This is a genomic window from Nocardioides phosphati (genome assembly GCF_014646375.1).
Classification (GTDB): Bacteria; Actinomycetota; Actinomycetes; order Propionibacteriales; family Nocardioidaceae; genus Nocardioides; species Nocardioides phosphati.
Genome location: NZ_BMNI01000001.1, coordinates 509,425 through 530,070, shown reverse-complemented (window position 1 = coordinate 530,070; position 20,646 = coordinate 509,425). Strand labels below are relative to the sequence as shown.

Annotated in this window: 33 protein-coding genes; 21 read left to right on the top strand and 12 right to left on the bottom strand. The window is 70.0% G+C overall.

Annotated elements, in window-relative coordinates:
• The first annotated feature begins 10 nt into the window (after nucleotides 1-10).
• From IEX47_RS02665 to IEX47_RS02620, 10 genes are all read left to right on the top strand, one after another.
• Nucleotides 11-610 carry a hypothetical protein gene (locus tag IEX47_RS02665; protein ID WP_188782418.1) on the top strand — a complete coding sequence of 200 codons (600 nt, stop codon included), beginning with the start codon at nucleotides 11-13 and terminating at the stop codon, nucleotides 608-610.
• A 173-nt stretch (nucleotides 611-783) separates the two neighbouring features.
• The gene (locus IEX47_RS02660; RefSeq protein WP_188782417.1) at nucleotides 784-1,257 is read left to right on the top strand and encodes a DinB family protein; all 474 of its coding nucleotides are present in this window, start codon (nucleotides 784-786) and stop codon (nucleotides 1,255-1,257) included.
• Nucleotides 1,258-1,618: 361 nt separating this feature from the next.
• Nucleotides 1,619-1,798 carry a helix-turn-helix domain-containing protein gene (locus IEX47_RS18170; protein WP_036491718.1) on the top strand — a complete coding sequence of 60 codons (180 nt, stop codon included), beginning with the start codon at nucleotides 1,619-1,621 and terminating at the stop codon, nucleotides 1,796-1,798.
• Nucleotides 1,799-1,975: 177 nt separating this feature from the next.
• Complete coding sequence (locus IEX47_RS02650) at nucleotides 1,976-2,377, top strand: hypothetical protein (protein ID WP_056890645.1); 402 nt, start codon at nucleotides 1,976-1,978, stop codon at nucleotides 2,375-2,377.
• A gap of 8 nt (nucleotides 2,378-2,385) precedes the next feature.
• Nucleotides 2,386-3,096 carry an RES domain-containing protein gene (locus tag IEX47_RS02645; RefSeq protein WP_188782416.1) on the top strand — a complete coding sequence of 237 codons (711 nt, stop codon included), beginning with the start codon at nucleotides 2,386-2,388 and terminating at the stop codon, nucleotides 3,094-3,096.
• Nucleotides 3,097-3,163: 67 nt separating this feature from the next.
• Entirely contained in the window at nucleotides 3,164-4,108 is a 945-nt protein-coding gene (locus IEX47_RS02640) for a DUF6615 family protein (RefSeq protein ID WP_188782415.1), read from the top strand.
• 87 nt (nucleotides 4,109-4,195) lie between these two features.
• Nucleotides 4,196-4,450: a hypothetical protein gene (locus IEX47_RS02635; RefSeq protein WP_188782414.1), complete on the top strand. Its 255-nt coding sequence runs from the start codon at nucleotides 4,196-4,198 to the stop codon at nucleotides 4,448-4,450.
• Entirely contained in the window at nucleotides 4,450-4,767 is a 318-nt protein-coding gene (locus IEX47_RS02630) for a hypothetical protein (RefSeq protein ID WP_188782413.1), read from the top strand. The genes IEX47_RS02635 and IEX47_RS02630 overlap by 1 nt, the downstream gene beginning before the upstream one ends.
• The gene (locus IEX47_RS02625; protein WP_188782412.1) at nucleotides 4,764-5,555 is read left to right on the top strand and encodes a protein NO VEIN domain-containing protein; all 792 of its coding nucleotides are present in this window, start codon (nucleotides 4,764-4,766) and stop codon (nucleotides 5,553-5,555) included. Before IEX47_RS02630 ends, IEX47_RS02625 begins: the two co-directional genes overlap by 4 nt.
• 50 nt (nucleotides 5,556-5,605) lie before the next feature.
• Complete coding sequence (locus IEX47_RS02620) at nucleotides 5,606-6,289, top strand: hypothetical protein (RefSeq protein WP_188782411.1); 684 nt, start codon at nucleotides 5,606-5,608, stop codon at nucleotides 6,287-6,289.
• 1,251 nt (nucleotides 6,290-7,540) lie between these two features.
• Here IEX47_RS02620 and IEX47_RS02615 read toward each other — a convergent pair.
• Together IEX47_RS02615 and IEX47_RS02610 are read right to left on the bottom strand one after the other, a co-directional pair.
• Nucleotides 7,541-8,350 (bottom strand): GIY-YIG nuclease family protein, encoded by an 810-nt coding sequence (locus IEX47_RS02615; protein ID WP_188782410.1) that lies wholly within the window; start codon nucleotides 8,348-8,350, stop codon nucleotides 7,541-7,543.
• Nucleotides 8,347-9,129 (bottom strand): hypothetical protein, encoded by a 783-nt coding sequence (locus tag IEX47_RS02610; protein ID WP_188782409.1) that lies wholly within the window; start codon nucleotides 9,127-9,129, stop codon nucleotides 8,347-8,349. Before IEX47_RS02610 ends, IEX47_RS02615 begins: the two co-directional genes overlap by 4 nt.
• Nucleotides 9,130-9,281: 152 nt before the next feature.
• Between IEX47_RS02610 and IEX47_RS02605 the strand changes: the two genes are divergently transcribed.
• Complete coding sequence (locus IEX47_RS02605; RefSeq protein ID WP_229662560.1) at nucleotides 9,282-9,530, top strand: hypothetical protein; 249 nt, start codon at nucleotides 9,282-9,284, stop codon at nucleotides 9,528-9,530.
• 8 nt (nucleotides 9,531-9,538) lie between these two features.
• Nucleotides 9,539-9,796 carry a hypothetical protein gene (locus IEX47_RS02600; RefSeq protein ID WP_188782407.1) on the top strand — a complete coding sequence of 86 codons (258 nt, stop codon included), beginning with the start codon at nucleotides 9,539-9,541 and terminating at the stop codon, nucleotides 9,794-9,796.
• A gap of 166 nt (nucleotides 9,797-9,962) precedes the next feature.
• Here the strand turns inward: IEX47_RS02600 and IEX47_RS18060 are convergent, their stop codons facing one another.
• Nucleotides 9,963-10,088 carry a hypothetical protein gene (locus IEX47_RS18060; protein WP_268238931.1) on the bottom strand — a complete coding sequence of 42 codons (126 nt, stop codon included), beginning with the start codon at nucleotides 10,086-10,088 and terminating at the stop codon, nucleotides 9,963-9,965.
• Between the two features lie 98 nt (nucleotides 10,089-10,186).
• Nucleotides 10,187-10,915: a DNA-processing protein DprA gene (dprA, locus tag IEX47_RS02595; RefSeq protein ID WP_229662559.1), complete on the bottom strand. Its 729-nt coding sequence runs from the start codon at nucleotides 10,913-10,915 to the stop codon at nucleotides 10,187-10,189.
• Between the two features lie 145 nt (nucleotides 10,916-11,060).
• Here dprA and IEX47_RS17885 point away from each other — a divergent pair, with 145 nt between their 5' ends.
• On the top strand, nucleotides 11,061-11,240 hold the full coding sequence (locus IEX47_RS17885; RefSeq protein ID WP_229662558.1) for a hypothetical protein: 180 nt from the start codon (nucleotides 11,061-11,063) through the stop codon (nucleotides 11,238-11,240).
• Here the strand turns inward: IEX47_RS17885 and IEX47_RS02590 are convergent.
• The 6 genes from IEX47_RS02590 to IEX47_RS02565 form a co-directional block, all read right to left on the bottom strand.
• Entirely contained in the window at nucleotides 11,222-11,923 is a 702-nt protein-coding gene (locus IEX47_RS02590; protein WP_188782406.1) for a hypothetical protein, read from the bottom strand. The genes IEX47_RS17885 and IEX47_RS02590 overlap by 19 nt on opposite strands.
• 162 nt (nucleotides 11,924-12,085) lie before the next feature.
• The gene (locus tag IEX47_RS02585; protein WP_188782405.1) at nucleotides 12,086-12,244 is read right to left on the bottom strand and encodes a hypothetical protein; all 159 of its coding nucleotides are present in this window, start codon (nucleotides 12,242-12,244) and stop codon (nucleotides 12,086-12,088) included.
• A gap of 11 nt (nucleotides 12,245-12,255) precedes the next feature.
• Nucleotides 12,256-13,284 (bottom strand): DUF4192 domain-containing protein, encoded by a 1,029-nt coding sequence (locus tag IEX47_RS02580; protein ID WP_188782404.1) that lies wholly within the window; start codon nucleotides 13,282-13,284, stop codon nucleotides 12,256-12,258.
• A 16-nt stretch (nucleotides 13,285-13,300) separates the two neighbouring features.
• On the bottom strand, nucleotides 13,301-13,690 hold the full coding sequence (locus IEX47_RS02575; protein ID WP_188782403.1) for a single-stranded DNA-binding protein: 390 nt from the start codon (nucleotides 13,688-13,690) through the stop codon (nucleotides 13,301-13,303).
• Between the two features lie 76 nt (nucleotides 13,691-13,766).
• Nucleotides 13,767-14,033, bottom strand: coding sequence for a hypothetical protein (locus IEX47_RS02570; protein ID WP_188782402.1), 267 nt, complete (start codon nucleotides 14,031-14,033; stop codon nucleotides 13,767-13,769).
• Nucleotides 14,034-14,420: 387 nt separating this feature from the next.
• Nucleotides 14,421-14,876: a hypothetical protein gene (locus tag IEX47_RS02565; protein WP_188782401.1), complete on the bottom strand. Its 456-nt coding sequence runs from the start codon at nucleotides 14,874-14,876 to the stop codon at nucleotides 14,421-14,423.
• A 311-nt stretch (nucleotides 14,877-15,187) separates the two neighbouring features.
• On the opposite strand from IEX47_RS02565, the gene IEX47_RS17880 reads away from it, so the two are divergent.
• The 8 genes from IEX47_RS17880 (at nucleotide 15,188) to IEX47_RS02530 (ending at nucleotide 19,434) form a co-directional block, all read left to right on the top strand.
• Complete coding sequence (locus IEX47_RS17880; RefSeq protein WP_229662557.1) at nucleotides 15,188-16,000, top strand: ParB/RepB/Spo0J family partition protein; 813 nt, start codon at nucleotides 15,188-15,190, stop codon at nucleotides 15,998-16,000.
• Nucleotides 16,001-16,024: 24 nt separating this feature from the next.
• On the top strand, nucleotides 16,025-16,807 hold the full coding sequence (locus IEX47_RS17875) for a hypothetical protein (RefSeq protein WP_229662556.1): 783 nt from the start codon (nucleotides 16,025-16,027) through the stop codon (nucleotides 16,805-16,807).
• Between the two features lie 115 nt (nucleotides 16,808-16,922).
• Nucleotides 16,923-17,927, top strand: a complete 1,005-nt coding sequence (locus IEX47_RS02555) for a DUF932 domain-containing protein (RefSeq protein WP_188782400.1) — start codon at nucleotides 16,923-16,925, stop codon at nucleotides 17,925-17,927.
• 74 nt (nucleotides 17,928-18,001) lie between these two features.
• Complete coding sequence (locus IEX47_RS02550; RefSeq protein ID WP_188782399.1) at nucleotides 18,002-18,298, top strand: hypothetical protein; 297 nt, start codon at nucleotides 18,002-18,004, stop codon at nucleotides 18,296-18,298.
• The gene (locus IEX47_RS02545; protein WP_188782398.1) at nucleotides 18,295-18,537 is read left to right on the top strand and encodes a hypothetical protein; all 243 of its coding nucleotides are present in this window, start codon (nucleotides 18,295-18,297) and stop codon (nucleotides 18,535-18,537) included. Before IEX47_RS02550 ends, IEX47_RS02545 begins: the two co-directional genes overlap by 4 nt.
• The gene (locus IEX47_RS02540; RefSeq protein ID WP_188782397.1) at nucleotides 18,534-18,836 is read left to right on the top strand and encodes a hypothetical protein; all 303 of its coding nucleotides are present in this window, start codon (nucleotides 18,534-18,536) and stop codon (nucleotides 18,834-18,836) included. Before IEX47_RS02545 ends, IEX47_RS02540 begins: the two co-directional genes overlap by 4 nt.
• Nucleotides 18,833-19,084: a hypothetical protein gene (locus IEX47_RS02535; protein WP_188782396.1), complete on the top strand. Its 252-nt coding sequence runs from the start codon at nucleotides 18,833-18,835 to the stop codon at nucleotides 19,082-19,084. The genes IEX47_RS02540 and IEX47_RS02535 overlap by 4 nt, the downstream gene beginning before the upstream one ends.
• Nucleotides 19,081-19,434, top strand: coding sequence for a hypothetical protein (locus tag IEX47_RS02530; protein ID WP_188782395.1), 354 nt, complete (start codon nucleotides 19,081-19,083; stop codon nucleotides 19,432-19,434). Before IEX47_RS02535 ends, IEX47_RS02530 begins: the two co-directional genes overlap by 4 nt.
• Nucleotides 19,435-19,495: 61 nt before the next feature.
• On the opposite strand, the gene IEX47_RS02525 is transcribed toward IEX47_RS02530, so the two are convergent.
• Both IEX47_RS02525 and IEX47_RS02520 read right to left on the bottom strand, forming a co-directional pair.
• Complete coding sequence (locus tag IEX47_RS02525; protein ID WP_056890623.1) at nucleotides 19,496-20,023, bottom strand: hypothetical protein; 528 nt, start codon at nucleotides 20,021-20,023, stop codon at nucleotides 19,496-19,498.
• Nucleotides 20,001-20,384 (bottom strand): hypothetical protein, encoded by a 384-nt coding sequence (locus IEX47_RS02520; RefSeq protein ID WP_056886530.1) that lies wholly within the window; start codon nucleotides 20,382-20,384, stop codon nucleotides 20,001-20,003. Before IEX47_RS02520 ends, IEX47_RS02525 begins: the two co-directional genes overlap by 23 nt.
• Nucleotides 20,385-20,646: the final 262 nt, after the last annotated feature.

The window sequence follows — 20,646 nt, the reverse complement described above, 5'->3', positions numbered from 1 at the left end:
AGATGCTTTTGTGCTCGTCGTCCTCATCGCAGCATGCGAGATCGGATTCTGGGTCGTGCTCGCCGCCGGGTTGCTCGCCCGCTACGGGTTGAAGTGGCCGCGCGTGGGCGCGGCGCTGTTGGTGTGCGTCCCGTTGGTGGACCTAATCCTGCTGGCTGCCACCCTCATCGATCTACGCGGCGGGGCGACCGCGACCGCAGCCCATGGCCTGGCCGCGGCCTACCTGGGCTTCTCGGTGGCGTTCGGGCATCAGGTCATCGCCAACCTCGACGCTCGCGCATCCCACCGCTTCGCCGGCGGCCCCGCACCGGTGGCCCCGCCCCAAGTAGGTCCGGGTCGGGTCCGGCACTCCTGGCACCAGTGGCGGCGAGGAGCGGCGGCGTGGGCTATCGCCTGTGGACTGCTACTCGGCGCCATCATTTTGGTCGACGACCCCGATCGCACCGCACAGCTCACCACCTGGGTCCTGTGGCTCTCGGTTGCCCTGCTTCTCTGGCTGTTCCTGGGACCCCTGCTCACCCAAGTCCGGGAACTCGACCAACTGCGGCGGCAACCGAACGACGCGATGCGCAAAACCCAGGACAACGACCAGGCGAACCCCGTGAGCTGAGTCCAATCGAGTTGGGCCGCGGATGGTCTCGCGAAGTTCCTCGATCCAGCCGCGGCGGCCGTCCGCCACCTGATCGTGAAGCAGTCAGCAGTCCCTGCTGGACGACACGCAGCCGATCAAACCAAGATGACAAGGCTCACGCACCGACGACGCGCCACAGAACGGGAACCCACATGACACCGTCAGAGCAGGTCAAAGACTTCCGCGTGCGGCTCGACTCCTCACTCGACCACTACAGCACCGTCCTACACGACTGCCTCGACGGCCTGACCGAGGAAGAGGCCCGCCGCTCTCTCGTCCCGTCCAAAACCACCCTGATGGGCCTGATCAAACACGTGACCTACGTCGAGAAGTTCTACTTCGAGCACTCCGTCACCGGCCGCCCCCTCAAGGAGATCGGGGTAGCGAGCACACCGGACCGCTCGTTCGTGCTGACCAAGACAGACACCATCGAGTCGACACAGGCGGCCCACCACAAGGCGTGCGAGGAATCCCGACAAGTCGCAGCAAAGCTCAAGCTCGACCACATCGTCACCGGCCGCACCGCGCAGCCCGTACTCACGATCTACCTACGCACCCTCCACGACCTGATCCAGCACTGCGGGCACGCCGACATCCTGCGCGAGCAGATCCTGCACGCTCGCTGAGACCACACGACCCCTGTTTCGCGCTGGAGCCTCAGGGTCGCCGAGACCGAGGCTCGTGTGAGCACGGGCCAATTGTCGGGCGCCACCACGAGAACTGCGGTGATGGTCCCTTTCGCAATGACCCAGAGGTCGCGCGAGAACGCCCCCGGAAACGCCCTCGATATCGGGAGTTGCCCGGGTGTCTCGGCGAGGTTGGCGGACAAACTGCGGACGAGCAACGACCGACTCGGGCGGGATGGAAGGTACGTGGCATGGAGCGTAACGGGCATCGTCCAGAGATTGGTTGGCCTCGCATGATCGGCCCCGCTGCTCGATCTTCCTTAGGTGACTGTCAGAACCACTCTGTCCACGGAGGAAGACCATGCCGGACAAACTGCTCTACCGAGTCCCAGAGGTTGCCGAGTACCTCAGCATCAGCCGATCCAAGGTCTATGAACTCTTCAAGTCCGGCGAGTTGCGATCGGTTCACATCGATCGCACCCGTCTTGTCCGAAAGGCGGATCTAGAGCGCTACATCGACTCCCTAGCGTCCGCATCCTGAAGATGCGGCGCTTCGTCGTCGCCAGCAGGGCAATGGAGCGGAGCGTCCTGTTGACCTCGCCTGTGCATATGCAGCCAGAAGGTGACATAGTCTATGTTATCGGCGGTGTGATTTAGGGTGTGATGAAACACGGGATTAGGTATTGGATCGGGGTGCGGCACGTGGCACACTGCAGGTATGAGCACTCAGTCGACCATCGCCCGCGGCGACCTGCGCGCCTACGAAGAGTCGGTGCGGCTGGCCACGCCGGAACTCGTCGAGCGGTTGCGCGACCTGCTCGGCGCCAAGCTGGTCGCCTACCTGGGTTCGGTGCAGGAGACCCGAGCGGTGCGGCAGTGGGCCGACGCCGGCGACGCGCGCACTCCGTCGACCGACGTGGTCAACCGGCTGCGGATGGCCTACCGGATCGCGGCGCTGCTGCGCGGCAAGGACTCGGCCGCGGTCATCCAGGCGTGGTTCCAGGGCATGAACCCGCGACTCGACGACGTCGCGCCCGCGCGGCTGCTGCGTGAAGGCGACCTCGAGCAGGTCGGCCCCAGCATCCTGGCGGCCGCGCGCGCGTTCGCCGCTGCCGGATGACGTCGCCGGTGGCTGAGGCACCCCAGCTGGTCGTCGTTGACGCGGCCGAGGAGGTCTGGCGGGTCGGCTTCAAGCCGGAGCCCTGGGCGTGGTCGGGTTGGGAGTGGGCCGGCACCGATGGACGGTTCCACGGCCGATGGGACGACCGGCAGGGCAACTTCCGTACCGTCTATGCCGGCTCCACGCTCCTGGCCTGCCTGCTCGAGGTACTCGCCGGCTTCCGGCCGGACCCGACGCTCGCGCTCGAGCTCGACGACATCGTGGAGGACGAGGAAGACGCCGCGGTGCATCCGACCGCCCGGGCCGGCGAGATCTCCTACTCCTGGCTGGAGCCCCGCTCAGCCGCCAGCGCCACGCTGACCGGCCACTTCTGTGCCGTCACGGCGGCCGAGTCCATCGCTGCGCTGCGGCCGCAGTTCGTCGCCCTCGCTCACCTGCTGAACCTGCACGACTTCGACGCGGCCGCGCTCAAGGACGGGCGCCCCAGGGCACTCACCCAGTCCGTGGCCACCTACCTGCACGCCAGCACCGAACTCGACGGCGTCACCTTCGCCTCCAGGCACGGCGACGACCTCGCCCTCTGGGCCATCTTCGAGCGAGCCAAGGACCCCGCGATCAGCCGGACCCTCGACGCGATCCAGCACCACGCGCTCTCCCCCGAGCACCCCGACGTCCAAGAGTCTCTCAGGATCCTCGGCCTCACCTGGTCGACCCACTGAGCTGCCCATGACGCACCAACAAGTGCTGGCCTCATTCACCCGCATCCGTGAAGCGGCGGAAGCGCACATGGACGAGCTCGACGAGCTCGGCCACGGATGGGCGGAGGAATCGGTCACGGACGTGGCAGTTCACCGTGGGCACCCACACGTGAAGGTCATCAAGTTCAACCGCCGCCAGGAGGCCACCGTCGGCGGCGACTACCTGTGGTGGTGGCTGGACCGCTCGAGCAGCCTGTGCTTCGGGATGCTGGTCCAGGCCAAGCGACTCACCCGCTCTCCCTCGAGCTGGAGGGTCGATATCAACCACAACGACGGCAAGCAGTACTCCGACCTCCTGAGGTCCTCGCATCAGCTCCAGGTGCCGGCGCTGTACGGCATCTACACCGGCGGCCGCGTGTTCCGCGCCGACCTGCCCTGCTTCCACGCCGACCAGCCGGACTGCTTGGGCTGCCGCCGGATGGCCATCTCGATGATCACCGCCTACCAGCTCGGGGGCGCCTGGTCCCGCACCTCGCCCACCGACACCGCAGCGCTCGTGTTCAGCGATGCGCTTCCGCTGGAGGACCTGGTCGACCCCGACCGGCCTGCTGGACCAGTGCGGGACCTCAACCTCCCCGAGATCCCAGAAGGCCAGCTGCGTGAGTTCCTGCTGAACGACCAGGCCGGCCCCCTCGAGGTGGCCAAGCGCATCTTCCGGGCCGTCAGCGAACACCGCCGTGGCGCGTTCCGGGCGGCCAGCGCCGAACCCACGTTCGTCCCAGGAGAGCCGTTGTTTCTGGAGGTGCCGGAGGACCCAGGCCACTTCCCGGACTCCTATTTTCGCCACGTGCTCCAAGGCGTGCGGCGGCGGCCACCGAAGTACGTCCAGGAACTCCGACGGCGGCCGGACGTGCCCGACATCGACCCGGGCACGAGCGGCTACATGGTCGCCGCGCAGCCTCCACCCCAACCCAGGCGACCTCGCGAGCTCGATGGCCTCAACATCGCCGGCGTAGTCCTCGTGACCATGTAGCGCCGGGAGGAACCAAACCCCGGCAGCCGCCCTGCCGACCCAGCCGTTCCGCGCTTGCGCAGGCGGCCAACGTGCCACGATTCACCCGTGGGACTCTTCAAGCGCAGCGAGGCCGTCAGGGCCAAGAAGATCGGGGCTCATGCCCGCTACGTCGATGAGGACGTCCAGCGCGTCGACCTCAAAGTCACCAGCACCGACGGCGAGACAGTCACCATCGACCTCAGCCTCGACCAGACCCGCCAGCTCGTCATCGACCTGACCAACGCTTACGGGGCGTGTCGGCCGGCGCTGCTGGACCAGAAGCAAGTCGACCGGATCACCTCGTACTTCGGGATGCGCTGATGACCCGCTACGAGTACGACGAGGAGGCCAGCAAGGCCTGGCACATGGACGTCGTGCACGAGGTCGACGACTCGCCCGTGCCAGTCTCTCGGTGGGTGGACGCGATGCGTCGCCTCAACACGATCAACGACCCGCTCGCCCGCAAGCTCCTTGCACTGCACCGCGACTGCGGAGCCGGCACGGGCGTCTGCGACTCGCTCGATGACGAACCGGACCCGATGGATCGTCGCTCGACCTGGGGCTGTGAGACGACCAGCCTCATCGCGGACCACTTCGGCGTCGCGTACCCGCAAGGCTCATCGAGCGATCGCCCGTGAGCTCGCACGACTCCAACGGCCGGCTTGTTGACCTCATCCGGGCCGGCCTGAGCCGAGCCGACGAGCTCGGCCGAGCACGGGTGCCGCTCAAGCTCTACCGCCCCAAGGAGAAGGAAGAACTCCTCACGCTCCTCCATGCCTACCTGTGGGACACCGCAGCGCCCTACGACGACGAATGGCATCGCTCCCCCGGCAACATCATGACTCTGTGGGCCGAGCTGCTCGAGATCGGCAAGGAGACCCGCGAACGGCTGATCCCTCTCCGCACCGACCTGGTCAAGGTCCTCACGGAGCGAGGCCTGGGCTACCGGACGCACCCACGGTCGGTGCCGGTGGTCGTTCGCGAGTACAGCGGTCCGATAGAGACCCCAGTCCATCCCGGCGACCCGCGCGAAACCTCGAGCACGATCGCCGTCGGAGCCTGGGGAGCCGGTTTCGGAGATGCAGCCACGAACCGCAAGGTCGAACTGGCCGCCGAGGCGGTCGTCCAGCACCACTACGAAGCGGCCGGTTGGACAGTCACCCGCGTCGCACACCTCAAGTGCGGCTGGGACCTGACCGCGGCTCGAGACGGCGAGGAGCGCCACCTCGAGGTCAAGGGCGTGTCGAGCTCGCTGCCCTCGATCTTGCTCACCCGCAACGAGCTCCGCAGCGCCGGGACCGACCCCGACTGGCTGTTGGCCGTGGTGACCAACGCGCTCACCGATCCGACGCTCCTCGAGTTCGAGCGAGAGTCGGTCACCGCGGCCGCCAATCCCACCGTCTACCGCGTCAACCTCGCCCTGTGACCTCAGCCTGGCCGTGAGCGCCGACCACTTCGGTCGTGGATGATGCGCTGATGGAGACACGCGTGGTCGCAGTCGACGTCGGCTCAGTCCGCTCCAACTTCGCCTGGGCGGGTCTGGATCTGCCGGATCGTCGTCCGGTCGGAGAAGGTGGGCGGCACCCCGAGGGCGCGGCGGTGGCCGCGCTGGATGCGCTCGGCTCCGGCGTGCCAGTGGCCCTCGGTTTCGAGGCTCCCCTGATGGTTCCCGTCAGCCCCGTCGGGCCGGTCGACGGGTGGATGACCTTAGGGCGCGCGCGCCAGGGTGAGACCGTCGACGGTCACTCGAGGCCGTGGTCAGCTGGTGCCGGCAGCGGCGCCCTGGCTACGGGCCTGGTGCAGATGGCGTGGGTGCTCGAGCGCATCGGCTCCGGTATCCCCGCGCTGCGGTGCACGACCCGTCCCGAGCTGTGGCTGGCCGGGGATGCGGATCTCTTCGTGTGGGAGGCCTTCGTGTCTGGAACCGGGAAGCCGGTGCCGACGGGGATCACCCAGCACGCGGCAGACGCAGCCGCGGCCGCCGACACCTTCGCCGACCGCCTCGAGCAGGGCTCACCGAGCGCCTCCGACGTCGTGTGCACGCCGGCGTCGTCGTTCAACCTGGCCGCGGCGGCCGCGGCGTACGCCGGGTTGGCGATCGCGAGCAACGAGCTGCGCGACCAGGTGCAGGTCTATCGCACCCACCCTGCTCTCCTGTAGGTCACCGCCGGCAGCTGCGGCTGGTCCGGGATCTCCACCTCGAACAGCACGATCCGCTGTGCTGGCCCGCACGCCCGGGTCAGGGCCCGCCGCTCCGCCTCGGTGGCGACGACCAGCGTCAGGCCGCGGAGCCGCGCGAGGACCTCGGCCGAAGATCCTGCTGACCACCGGGCTGATCACGCCCTGGGGCATGTCGTGGACGAACAGCGGCACGCCCATCGCCCACTCTGGTGTCGCGTCTCGCACGCCGACGTAGCCCCGCGCCTCTCGGCCGACGAGCTCGACCGCCGGCGCCGTCAGTGCCTGCTGGCGGGCGAGCTTGGCCGCGATCGCGGCCAGGTGCCGCTCACGCTCCGCGTCCGCGAGCTCGTCGAGCTCGCGCCGGCGCTCCCCTGCATCCAGTTGGGCGCGTTCGGCGATGACGTGAGGCCGGGTGGTCCACACGATCGGCGCGGGGAGGGGAAGGGAGGTCACGGACCTTCCCAGGACGACCTGGTGCGCTCTGACCGTGCCAGCCAGGACTCCGGCGACGAAGACTCCAAGGCCCACGGCGGGAATCACCGGCCCCCACCAGCCGTGACCAGGGCACGGGCCAGGAGCGCCGCCGTCGTTCTCGCAGCGCCGCCGCGGGCACCACCGCTCACCGAACACGCTGGTCCCGGCGACGACCTCGGCATCGGTGGCTGAGGACAGGGGTGGCTCAGTGGACAGCGAGATCCGAACGGCGGGGACCATTCCGATCCACGGCCGGTCGTGGTCGGTGACCCAGCACACCGGCACCCCGGAAGCCGCCATTCGCGTGGTGCGCACGCGCAGCTCGTCGACGGTGATCGGAGCCATCTGGGCTCCCAGGCCATCCGCCTCGTGCCGTCGGGGCTGCTAGCCAGCACATCGGCCCGCCAGCCCTCGCCGGCGACCTCGAGCTCGGCGTACCAGCCGGCATCACGGATGGCTGAGGCCAGCTGCAGCTTGAGCAGCCGGTGGGCCATGGTCTCCCCGACCAGCGAGCAGGTCGGCGCGGCGCGGTCGTGGGCGAAGAACCGCAGCCCCTTCGACGAGACCTTGGCGTGCAGCCCGTGCCCGCACTCGCGGCAGGTCAGGGGCGCGCGGGGTCGCGCTCGGTGGATCGCCTCCCAGGGCATGTCTTCGCCGAGCGGATCAACGGTTGCGTCGAGCACGCCGGCGTCGGCGTGCTGCGCCGTCAGGGGCACGAGCGAACTCTGCCCCAGGGGACCGACAATTGTGGGCGGATCAGTTGCGGTTGAGGCCGTGGCGGCGGGAGTCGAGGGCGTGCTTGTAGTGGCTCTCGGCCGCGTCGATCTCCCTGGTGGGGGTAGCGGGATCGAACACCCGCAGCACTGACAGACGGAAGCTGGACGAGTCCAGGTTGCGGAGCTCGACGTTGCCGCCGTGGCCGTTGGTCGCGTAGGCGGCCCAGCGTTGCCAGATGGTCTCGGCACCGCCGGCCTTCCCGACGTAATGGCGGCCGTCGCGGGTGTCGGTGATCAGGTAGATCCCGATGACGGACGACAGTGCGGTTCGCCACGCGGCGTACCGATGCTCGCGGATGACGGCCTGCAGCTGGGGGTAGTCCAGCGTGAGCGCGTCGTATCCAGGGAACCGCACAGGCTCTGAGTCGGCGATCTCCACCACCGGGTACGCGGCCGCGGTTGTCGCGTTGATCCTCCAGGTGCGCGGAGACCGCCAATGGATCACCAGTCTGTTGCGCAGATCGCTCATCAGCTCGGTCTGCTCGAGGTCGAAGGTCCGCAGCGCGCCGTCGTGCCCCGTCTCGCCGTTGTTGACCAGGACCGACCACAGCCGTGCGCGATCGCCACCCTCGGGGCGGAACACGATCCAGAGCCGGGGCGGCGCGGCCGGGAAGGTGCGGGTGTTGGCCGACTGGACGCGCGTGTAGGCCATGATCTCGTCGTCGGAGGAGTCTCCGTGGATCCCCACGGTCCCGTCCTCGTGCTCACGCACGTAGGCGTGCCTGATCACCAGGGCCTCGGCTGGGTCGATACCCGAGCTCGCGATGATCGACGCGAAGGTGAGTGTCACGGACGCTGCACCGCGCCCGCCTGGTCTACCCACCAGACCTCGATCTGCGCGGCGGCGAGCGAGCCGGCCGTCTCGGCGTGCAGGTCGCGGTAGCGCGCGAAGTCGGGCAGAGCGATGACGCTGCGCCACTGCGGCTCCTTGCCGCGCAGACGCATCGCGGCCAGCACCGCCTGGGAGTACCAGTGGCCGGCCTGCGTGCTCGGGCTCGTGCGCTTGACCTCTCCTGCCCGCGCGGGGTCGGCGTACCCGCGGCTCGGGTACCCCTTCACTTCGACTCCGGCGGTCTGGCCATCTCGGGAGGCGATGACGTCGATGCCGTGCTCCCTGGTCGCCGTGTTGGCCACGGAGCAAATCCGCCATCCCTCTCCTGCCAACGCCGTCACCAGGGCCGCCTGGACGTTGGCCTCGGTGTGCCACTCCCCTCCGAGGTTGATCGCCGCGGCGAGATCCCGGCGCGGCGGTGTCGGCACCGATGGGGTCGCGAGCGCTGGACGGGCTGCCGGCGGTGTCATGCGCGTCTCGACGTTCCCTGCAACCTGGTAGCCCAGGGCCGCCAGGTGCCGGCGCGCTGTGTTGGACATGAACTCCGATCGCGGGATCCCGGTGGCCAGCTCGAACGCCTGAATCACCGGGAACCACGTGTCGTTCACCTGCACGGCGTGCTTGCGGATCGCGTCGGGCGCGACGTCGACAAGGCAGCTCTCGACGCCCTCCCGGCTCAGCTCGTAGCGCTGACCGTTCAGGGTGAACTGGATCGACGCGCGGCCCTGACTGCTCATGGGCCGAAACTACGGCACCCTGCCGACACGAGGAGGCCGGTTCGCCCGCATCGGCGGTCCGAGCCGTCGGCCACGCGTTCGAACACTTGTTCTACCCTAAGGGTATGGCGGGCGGTTACGGGCGCGGGGCTGGCATCCCCTTGAAGGACCGGGTGCGCGTCGACCAACCGTCGGAGCTGGCGCAGGAGCCGGTGAGCGCGGCCGGGGCGGAGCATCCGGGGCGGCACTGCTGGGTCAGCGTGCCCGTCGACGCGTCGTCGCCGCGCCCGGGCCTGCTGCTGGAGTGGCGCCGCGCCGGCCACCTGTGGGAGGGCCGAGTCGTCTACGTCGCCCGGCTTAGGCCCGGGCGGTGGGCAACGGTCGAGGAGTGGATCCCGGCCGAGCTGCTCACCACCGAGTGAGGGCGGTCTTGTCTGCCAACCCGCCGAAGAACGACGCATGGCGGCCGTACGGCGATGTGCGGTTCGTGCTGATCCGAAACTCGGGCCGGCTCAAGCCGTCCCGGGGGCTGATCCTCGACTGGAAGCGCGAGGGTCGACACTGGGAGGCCCTGGTGGTCTGGCATGACGACGCGTCCCTCAAGCCGGTGGTCAAGATGGACTGGCTGAGCACTGAGGATCTGATTCCCGTGCCGGTCGACCCAAACTGGACCGGCCCAAGTCACTGAGGTCCAACCCGTCCAAGTGGCGGTCGCTGGTTACGCGACGCCGAGCTCGCCGGCATCGTCGAGGGTCCTCAAGCGCTCCGTCCGCTGTTCCGTGACGCAGCTCGAGTAGCGAATGCTCAGCCGGTCCAGCACCGACCGTTGGGTGTGGGCGCTGCGCATCGTCGGCTCACTCGGTGCTCGGAGCGTCGGCCCACGTGAGCAGGTCGGGCACTGCGCCCAGTACGCGCTCGACGCTCACGGTCCACGTCCAGTCGACGCGGACGACCGGCGGCTGGGTGGTCAAGGTGAACATCGGAGGTTCCTCCTTTGATTGTGGGAGACCAGGCACTCTCAGCAGAGTAAGTGACGGTCCGGCTCAGATCGGGTTATCCACAGGCATCGGTAGGGCCGTCATCGGCGGGGTGCGGAGGCCCCGGCTGCTGGGGTGGGAATCGCGTGCTGCGTGGAACGCACGGGGCCCGGCACGAAGGACTCGTCGAGCTGCTTGGCGCCTCCGGCTCCTCTGGCAGCGCGGATCGCGACGTCGGTGATGACGTCCTGGGCGGTGGTGACCATGCTGGCCTGGCCGAGGCGGATCAGCTGGTTCACGCCGGTGGAGGCCGCGCTGCTCACGGGGCCGGGGACGCCCATGAGGGGTCGGTGCAGGTTCGTGGTCCAGTGGGCGGTGTTGAGGGCGCCGCTGCGCAGCGCGCCCTCGACGACCACAGTCCCTTCAGAGAGGCCGGCGACGATCCTGTTCCGCGCCAGGAAGCGGGTCCTGGTGGGTCCGGCTCCCGGGGGTGCCTCCGAGACGACGAGGCCACGTTCGGCGATGGCCTCGAGCAGCTGGGCGTGTGCGGCCGGGTAGGGCCGGTCGACGCCGCCGGGCAGGACGGCGATGGTCGGGCCATCAGCGATGAGGGCGCCGCGGTGCGCGGCCTGGTCCACCCCGTAGGCGAGGCCGCTGACGACGGTGTGGCCCGTGGCCGCGAGCTCGCGACTCAGCTCGGTGGCCTGCTGCATCCCGTAATCCGTCGCGGCGCGCGACCCGACCACGGCCACAGCATTGGCTCCAAGCTGGGTTAGGTCGCCGGCTCCCCTGACCCACAGGCCGACCGGCTCGCCGCCTAGCTCGTGCAACGCGCCGGCGTCGCGGAGACCCGCGAGGCGGTACGGCCACTCCGGGGTCGCCGGGGATGGTGAACCGGATGCCGACTACGGCGGCCTGCTCGAGCAGCCTGGCGGAGTCGGCGCGGGCGAGCGCCTGGCCGATCCCGAAGCCCCAGTGGTTCTCCACCTCGCCGGCGGCCTCGAGGTAGTCGAGGACCTTGACGGCGCCGAGCTCGTCGACCAGCCCGGTGACGCGGAGGTCGCCGGGCTCGATGGCACTGCTCAGCTTGACGCGGGCCAGCCTGTCGGCGTCGTCGACGTCGGCGTGCGGGGTGCTCATGACGCCTGCTCGTAGGGTCCGAACAGCCAGCAGCGGGCCTCCCAAAGGGTGAGGTCCAAGATCTCCATGTCCGTTACGCCGGCGAGCCGGAGCGCTTCCCTCCCGTTGCCCAGGAGGTCCAGTGCCTGCCAGACATCGCAGGATTGCATCAGGAGGTAGACGCGCTCCCCCACCTTCTCCTCGTCGCCCAGGAGTTCGTCGTCGTCACGCGAGAACTCGAAGGCCACGTCGGCGCTTAGCCCGTTCAGCAGCTGCGCCGCTTCAACTTGCTCCTGGTCGCAGCTGGGAGTGGGGCCGGTGAGCCGAGCAACCAAGAGTGCGCTGAGCAGATGCACCAGCGCAGTTGCGGTGTCCCAGGGAACCGCGAGCTCGACTCGCGAACTCTGGGGGTTCTCGGGGTAGTAGGGCTGGCCTGCGTAGTGAACGGCAGCGCAGGCGACAGACTCTGCGAACCCGGTCTCCTGCCACCGGGGAGTTTCCTGCTGGGGCAACGGAGTGAACGTGCCACCGTCGTCGATGACGAAAACCTGCCCGGACAACAGTTCGACGGTGCGTCGCAGCCGTTCCGCTGCCTCCGACCACGTGATGGACACGCCGTGGCGTGCAACATTCCGGGCGACCTCCGCCGCGCTCGCGAGCACCCATTCGTCGACACCCGGATCCGGTGTGGGGTTGGGCGTGACTGGTTCTCCTTTCATGGGCTCAGGCGATCGCTGAGCTGTGTTGGCGTCGTGCCGGGGCCGAGATTTCGCAGTGGTCACCGGGCCTATCCAGTAATCCGCAGGTCGCCGGGCTCGCTGGCGCTGCAGCTTTGACGCGGGCCAGCCGGTCGGCGTCGTCGACGTCGGTGCGAGGGGTGCTCATTCCTCGTCTCCCCACAGCAGATCGAGGTCGGGTTCATGGATGACGTCAAGGCGCTTGTCGGCGGCGTAGGCCGCGGGCTCGGGCACAACCAGGCGGCGCAGCTGTCGCTCGGTGACGCTGGGCTGCACCGGGGTGTCGTGGTGGTGGTGGTTCATCGCGGTCCTCCTCAGCGGCCCGGGGCCGGGCGGTCGGTGACGGGCTGCGTGCCCGGGATGTCGCGCTGCTGGCCGGGTGGCTTGGGGACGAAGGACTCGTCCAGGTCGGCGGCGATGTCGCGCATCTGGGTCTGGTATCGCTCCCACTCGCGGGGGTGGATGCCGTTCTGCAGGGCCGAGGCGACGATGGCGGCCATGGCGTAGGGCCGGTCGGCGGGCACCTGGTCGAGCGCGCACCAGGCCTTGGCACCGTCGCCGTGCAGCCAGCTGGCGAAGCCAGACATGGAGGCCGGCGCTGCGCGGACCTCGTCGGGGGCGCGTCGGGTCAGGTCGTTCCAGAGGGCCATGTGGGAGGTGTGGTTATCCCGGCTCATGTCCTCCCACAGCGCGTCGCGGGTTCTGATCGTCTCCAGGGCCACCAGCATCCGTGCGCCGTCGACGTCGGAGAGCCGGTTGCCATCGGCGTGGAACTGCTCGAGACGGTCCAAGGCCCAGTCCCGCTCCACGGCGGGGGTGCTCGCTGCGGCCGCGGCTCGGGCTGCGGGGATCAGCTGGGTGATCGGCTCACGGTCACCGACCATGGAGGCGGCCAGGGAGGCCCGGCTGGAGGCCGGCTGGGGGGTGCCGGACAGCACGGTCGCGGCTGCGATCCGCTCGGCGGTCGCCTGGGTCTGCAGCCCGGTGGCGCCGGTGTTGAACTCGCGCCACCGCTCGCCGTCGGCCCAGAGCCGGATCTGGGTGGTGATGCCCATGGTGTCGAGTCGGTTGGACAGGTGCTGGCTGGCCAGCTCGGCGCTGCGGCGGTCCTCGGTGAAGCAGAGGATGCCCAGTCGAGCGCCGGGACGGGCGTGGCGGCCGTAGGGGCCGCTAATGGCGTCCCAGGCCTCCTCGCGGTCGGCGGCGCTCCTGGGGAGGTCGACGCGGGTGATCGGCAGCCCCGGTCCGAAGGGGACCAGGACGATCGACTCTTCGGGCTTGAAGCCGAGGACGTGCGGCACTGCAGCCAGCAACTCGTCCGGGGACTGTACGACGAGATCCATCGGAACCTCCGCGCGGTCAGCTGGCCTGGGCCGGGCGGGCGGCGCGCTCGATGCGCGCGGAGGCGTACTTGAGCGAGATGCCGACCTCGCCGAAGCGGTTGTCGACGACCACGACGTCCTTGGTGCGCTTCTCGCCGGTCTCCTTGTCCGGCCAGCTCTCGGTCCGCTCGAGGCCGTGGACGAAGATCGGGTTGCCGGATCCGCAACTGTCGTGCACGTGCGTGGCGGCGGTGCCGAAGATCTTGACGTTGTGGGCAGTGGGCTCGTCGTTGACCCACTCCCCCTCGTCGTTCTGTACGCGCCGGTTGACCAGGACCCGGCAGCTGACGAACGGCTTGCTCTCGCGGGTGTAGAGCAGCTCGGGAGCCTCGGCCAGGTTGCCGGCGAAGGTGACGGTGGTGGACATGACTTCCTCCTAGGTGACTGCGAGACGTTCGGATTGGTCCCGCAGTCACCTAGGTCCCATCGGGGTCCGGCAGCGATCACATCGGCCGAACTTGTTCGGATCCGCTCGTGCTCGCCCGGAGGCGGCTCAGCAGGGCACGAGGTAGTCGAAGCGGGTACTTGAAGACGACGACGCGGATGCCCTTGTAGGTGGTCCGCCTGACGCCGGAGAGGTGGTAGTCGCCGACCCGGCACTCCGAGCTGGCCAGGTGGTTGTTCAGCCGCCACTGCCGGCTCTTGAGGGCGCGGTAGGACTTCGTCGACCATCCGCGCTTGACCAGGCAGCCGCGGAAGGTGTGCCGCATGCCGTCGCGGGCGTAGGAGGTGTCGAAGACGCTGTCGGGAGGCCCAGATGACCCTCCGGCAGCCCATGTCCTCGACGGGCTCGGCCGCGGCCGCCGGCGAGGTGGTGGTCAGGCACAGTGCGGAGGCCAGGACCGCGGCAAGGGCGGCGAGGGCTGCTCGGTGGGTTGAGCCGCGTCGAGCGCGGTGGGGTGATCTGGACATGCGTTCCTCCTCGGTTCGGGCGGGACGCAGGCCGGCCCCGCGGTCACCGAGGTGCGCGAAGAGGTCCGGGGCGATCAACGAGGGCGCAAAGAAGCGCCCCGACCGGCTCTCGGGTACCGGATCGGGGCGCTGAGAAGCACGCTAGGCGTAGGCACCGACACAACCCGTGCCGGCAGCCAGCTGACCTACCGTGCCGGCCGGCGCCGCGGCGGCCGGTTGCTGAGCTTCTGCGGAGGCGGCGGCAACTCGCGGCCCAGTCGCCGGCGGGCATCCTCGGCCGCGGCGATCACGGCCTCCTGGGCAAACGCGGAGCGGGCAAGCATCCGGCCGAGCTCCTGGCGGTCGGCCACCAGCGCGTCTTCGACCGCCTCGATCGTCGAGGCCGGCAGGTCGTGCTTCTTGTTGAAGCTCTTGCGGGTCACGCTGACCAGGGCGGGATGCTTCTCGCCCGCGGCCGCGAGCTCGGCCCGCTGCTGTGGTGAGCGCCGGGCGTGCAGCTCGAGCGCCTGGGCGAGCCAGCCAACGAACGAGCCGGGCGAGTCGGCATCGGTGTCCAGGTCGGCGATGTAGGCCGATCGCGCGAAGTCCCACACGCCGGGCTTCCAGTAGATCCCGACCGGGATCGTGGTCTGGCTGGTCACCGGATCACTCCCCTGGTCTCGGCCGCCGGCGACGAGCTGCAGCGGCTAACACCAACGCCGCTGCATTCCCGGTCGGGGCCCTGCGCAGCCGTTCCCACTCTCGCTCGGTTCCTTCCGTTCGGGCCAGCTACGAGGTGCAGCTGCGCCGCGCCGCCGCAGCGGAGTCCGCGCCCGTGAGGCCGGGATTTATCCCCACCCTCACCGGGTGCCCACCTTTCCACAGGTCCGCCCTGTGCCCCGGTAGGCGTCGGCCCCCGCTGGGAGACTAAGTCCTGTCAGTTCTTTCTATTCTACTCACGGAGGACAGCAGCATGACCGACACCATCCAGACCCCCGCCGACACCGCCGCCGACGAGGCCACCACCGGCGCCGTCCAGGCCGAGGAGTTCCTGCACCTCGACCCCGCCGACATCATCATCGGCACCAACGTCCGGAACGACCTGCGCCCCGACCACAAGGAGTTCCGCAAGTCGATCAAGGAGCGCGGCGTGCTGGAGGCCGTCACGGTCTACCGCAACGAGGACGGCCAGTACGTCCTGCTGCGCGGCCAGCGTCGGACCGTCACCGCCGCCGAGGTCGGCACCCCCACCGGCCTGATCCCGGCCCGTGTCGTGCCCCAGCCCGACGACGCCGACCGGATCGGTGACCAGATGGTCGAGAACATCCACCGGGCCGGGATGCGCGAGACCGAGATCGTCTCCGGCATGGAGCAGTTGGCCCTGCTCGGCGTGAGCGCCGCGCAGATCGCCAAGCGCACCAGCATCGACCGCCCCACCGTCAACGCCGCCCTGGCGGTGAGCAAGGCCGGGGAGACCCGCGCCAAGTACGAGGCGGGCGACCTCACGCTGGAGCACGCCGCGATCTACGCCGAGTTCGAGGACGACGAGGCCGCGATCGAGCGCCTGGACCGCGCGCGGACCTCCCGATGGGGCGACTCTGTCAAGCACGTGGCCCAGAAGCTGCGGGACGAGGCCGCCGAGCGCGCCGCGTACGACACCGAAGTCGAGCGCCTGCGGGCCGAGGGCCTGCCGGTGCTGTCCTTCGATGAGGCTGACGACGCGGACGGGTCGCTGCTGCTGGAGGACATGCGGACCGTCGAGGGCGAGCCGGTGCCGGTCGACTAGTGGGCTGCCCTCGATGGCGTCGCGGTGATCGTCACCGAGGAGTGGGAGTACCCCGAGACCGAGACCGACCCCGAGAGCGAGGACGACGAGGACGCCACCTACGACGACGAGGCCGAGGCCGTGAAGGTCTACCGGCAGATGTGGGTCGTCACCGACATCGAGGCCAGCGGACTCATCCACCGAAGCCGGGTCGGACGCACCGACGACGACCTGAGCGACGACCCCGAGACTCACGACCCGGAGGCCGACGCCGCCGCCGAAGCCGAGGCCGAGGAGCGCCGCGAGGAGCGCCGCCGCGTGATCGCCTACAACAAGGCCTGGGCGAGCGCGGAGACGGTGCGCCGGGAGTGGCTGGCCGGGTTCGTGGCCCGCAAGACCGCCCCGAAGGTAGCCGAGGCCCTGATCTGCGAGGCCGTCGTCACCGGCCACCACTCGCTGAGCAAGGCCATGGACCACCGGCACCCGATGCTCTTCACGCTGCTCGGGATCGACGTGCCGACCGGCTACTACGGCGCGGGGCCCGAGGAGTGCCACAAGATCGCGACCAAGGCGAGCACGCCGAAGGCCGCGACCATGACCACGCTCGCCGCCGTCGTCGTCGCGTGGGAGGCCACGACCGGCAAGCACTCGTGGCGCAACCCGACCGCGTGGGACGCCCGCGTGCTCGGCGCGCTCGTGGGGTGGGGCTACCAGCCCAGCGAGGTCGAGCGGATCCTGCTCGGCGAGGAGCCGCAGCCGAGCACCGAGGACGACAGCGACGCCGACGCCGCCGAGGCCAGCGACGAGGCCAGCGACAGCGCCGCCTGATCGGCTCCCCTCCCCCACCCGAGGGCGGTTCTTCCTGTGGAGAACCGCCCTCAGTGGAATAGAAACCATAGAATGAACTCAGTTCGTTTGATCCGCTACCCGGGAGGACCCCGACATGTCACACGAGATCGAGACCCACGGCACGCAGGCAGCAGCCGTCTTCGCCCGCAAGGACGCCTGGCACCGCCTGGGCACCACCGTTCGCGACCGCGCGTTCACCGCCGAGGAGGCCATGAGGCTCGGCCACCTGGGCGGCTGGGACGTTCGCAAGTTGCCGCTCACCACCGCCGAGGTCAGCGAGGGCGGCGTCACCGCGATCGAGGTCCCCGGCTTCGCCACGGTGCGCACCAACCCGTTCACCGGAGCACCCGAAGCGCTCGGCGTCGTCGGCGGCGGCTACACCCCGCTGCAGAACGAGGACCACGCCGAGTTCCTGAACCTGCTGGCCGACGAGTCGGGCGCGATCTTCGACACCGCCGGGTCGCTGCGCGGCGGGCGGCAGGTTTTCATCACCATGCAGCTGCCGGACTCGCTCACGGTCGGCGGCACCGACCGCGTCGACCTCAACATCGCCGCGCTCAACAGCCACGACGGCTCCAGCGCGCTCCGCATCCTCGTCACCCCGGTCCGCGTCGTGTGCGCGAACACCCAGAGCGCGGCGCTGCGCAACCACGAGTCGTCGTTCTCGATCCGGCACACCCGCAACGCCAAGGCCGCCGTGCAGGCCGCCCGCGACGCGCTCGGGCTGACCTTCACCTACGTCGACGCGTTCCAGGTCGAGGCCGAGCGGCTGATCCAGCAGACCATGACCGACGCCGCGTTCGACGCCCTGATCGACGCTACGTTCGGCAAGACCGAGGCCAACGCGACCAAGCGAGTGCGCGAGACCGAGCGCCGCCGTCGCTCCCGGCTGCACTGGCTGTTCGCCGACGCCGAGACGCAGGCCGGCATCCGCGACACCGCGTGGGCCGGCTACCAGTCCGTGGCCGAGTACGTCGACCACTACGCCCCGGTCCGCACCAAGGGCGACGAGCACGCCGCCCGCGCCACGCGGGTGCTCACCAGCGACGACCCCGACCGGATCAAGCGCCGCGCCTGGACCGCGCTCGCCCCGGCCTGACCGTCGCCAGTTCCTCCGGTGGCGGGCTGAGACCCAGAGTCCGGCCCGCCACCGGCCCAACCGAAGGAGGAGCCATGACCGACACCACCACCCACGCCAGCGCAGCACCGACGACGCCCGACCCCACGCCCGTGGAGTGGCACGCCGTGGACGCCGACGACCGCTGGCCCGGTCGCTGGACCGCGCACACCGCCAGCGTCCACGCGCACGGGCGCATCTACCTGATCCGGATCACCCCCGGCGACTGTGCGACCTACCTCGCGCCGGGGTTCTACGCCGACATCGACGGCGGCTACGGGCAGCGCTGGGGAATGCGCACCGCCACGCTCGACGAGGCCAAGCGCCGCGCCGTCGAGGACATCCTGCGATGAGCCAGCCGCCCGCCACCGCCGCCGACGTCGAGGCCAGCGCCGCCAAGGACCGGCACACCCTCAGCGAGACGGCCTGCGACCTGATCGTCATCGAGCACCGGCTGCGCGACGTACGCCGCTGGACCCCCGATGCCGCCCGCGCCCACCTGGACGCGGCCCTGTCCAGCGTCGCCACGGCGCTGGACGCCCTGCACGCCGAGCACACCCACCGCACCACCACCGAACAGGAGCAGTCATGACCAACCACGACGCAGCTTCGACCACGACGGTGATCAGCGAGCGCGACCAGCGCCGCATCCGAGCCGCCATGTCCGCGATGCCCTACGCCGCCACCGAGCGGGTGCCCAAGCCGTGGGTCGCCATGGGTGCCGCCGTCGACGCCGACGCCGTCGTGGCCTTCCTGGAGGGCCTCGCGGAAGTCCTGGGCGAGGTCGCCACCGAGAGCGACAAGCACCGGCGCCGCCTGTTCTCCCGCGAGGCCGACGTGGAGGCGTTCCGCCGCGTCATCGGCACCGCACCCGCCGAGGTGACCCCGTGAGCGCGCACATCGAGTGGCTGGCAGCCCGAGAGACCAGCGTCCAGGTGTTCACCCCCGGCGAGGACTGGGTGGGTGCCGATGAGCACCGCCAGCCGGTCCTGACGCTGGCCGGTGACGACGTGGTCGCGATCCAGGGCACGCCCGCCGAGTTGCGGGCGCTGGCCGCCCGGATCACCGCCGTGGCGACCGCCGCATCCGGGCGGCTCGACCTCGCCGCCGCGACCGCGCGGGAGGACCAGCCAGCATGAGCGACGACGACGCCACGCTCCGCGCCCTGGAGGAGCGCGCCACCCCCGGCCCGTGGACTCCGGCAGGTGACAAGATCCACGCCACCGCCGCCGACGCCCTGATTCCCGACAACATCCTCGTGGCCTACTACACCGGCCACGATCACCGGCTGGGCCTCAAGACCACCGGCCACGCCGCCGACGTGGAGTTCATGGCCGCCTCGCGCACCGCGCTGCCCGACCGGCTCGACCGGCTCGACCGCATCCGCGTTCTTCACGCCAAGTGGGGCGAGCAGTCTCCCGAGGACGCGGACGGCTACCTCGACCTGTGGGAGACGCTCGGTCGGCTCCTCGACGGCGAGCCAGCCTGACCAACAACCGCAAGGCCGCCCGCACCATCGACGGTGCGGGCGGCCTTCTGCGTCGGGCTGGTCACCACAGGGTCAGTTGCTCGCCCAGCAGTTCCTGGAGCCGCGCGAGGTCGTCGGCCACCAGCTGCGGGTCCTCACGCGCCAGGTCGCGCAGTTCCCGCGCCCGGCGACGCGGCCCGCGCGGGTCGGCCAGCGGGCTGTAGGGCAGTCGCCGTTGGACGGCCCACTCCTGCCGGTTCTTGCGTGCCGTCGAGACCACGACGTGTTCCGGTGCGATCCGCTGGCACAGCGGGTTGTGACAGCGGTGCCCGAGCAGCCGCGCCTCTGCGAGCGCGTCCACGCCGTGCATGACCGCGAACGCGAACCGGTGCGCGATGATCACCCGCCCCGGCGCGTACCAGAACCGGCCATGGCCACCGCCGTCGGTGCGCTCACGCTCGGACCGGCCCGAGACCGCTCCGGTCCACCACAGGCACTCACTGTCCGGCACCGTGGCGACCTTCGCCCGATACCGCGCGAGCACCGCCGGATCGCTGATCGCGGCCGCGACCGCCGCGAGGCCGGCGTCATCCAGCCGACGAACCGGCACCCGCTCCCCCACTCCCAGCGGTCGCCAGCGCCGCGCCGTCGCCGCCCTGGTCGCCGTCGTCGGCCTGGGGCTCACTGGCGAGCCGCCGTAGCCGCGTCGCCTCGCGCACGGTCACGGTCTCGCCGCACCACTCGACGGCCTCGCCCAGCGACAGGCCCTCAGCCTCGGTCAACTCCCGCAGCGCCTCACCGGCGCGCTTCTCGGTCTCGGCCACCGCCGCGTCGCGCTCACCGATCGCGACCATGACCTGTTCGGCCAGGTCGATCACCCGGCGCTCGCGCTCCTCGCGCTCCTTGCGCCGCTTCTCGGCCATCTCCCGCGCCGTACGCCGCGCCTGCTGCTTGATCGTCTGCTGACTCATCCGGTCCTCACTCGTGTCGACATGGACTCTGACAGTCACCTACGACATTTCCCGGTCCCCGAGCGATCACCGAACCCCAGAAACCTTCAAAACCGCTCCCCCAGCGACCCAGCCCAACCCGTCCAACCCAGCCGATCCGAACCCGACGCCCCAGCCGTCACCGACGCCCCTCAGCGTCCCCCCAGATTTCCGCGAACTCCCAAGTGCCACACACCTCTTGCATTCTCGGTCTGCCGAATAGAAAGAACACATCAAGAATCCG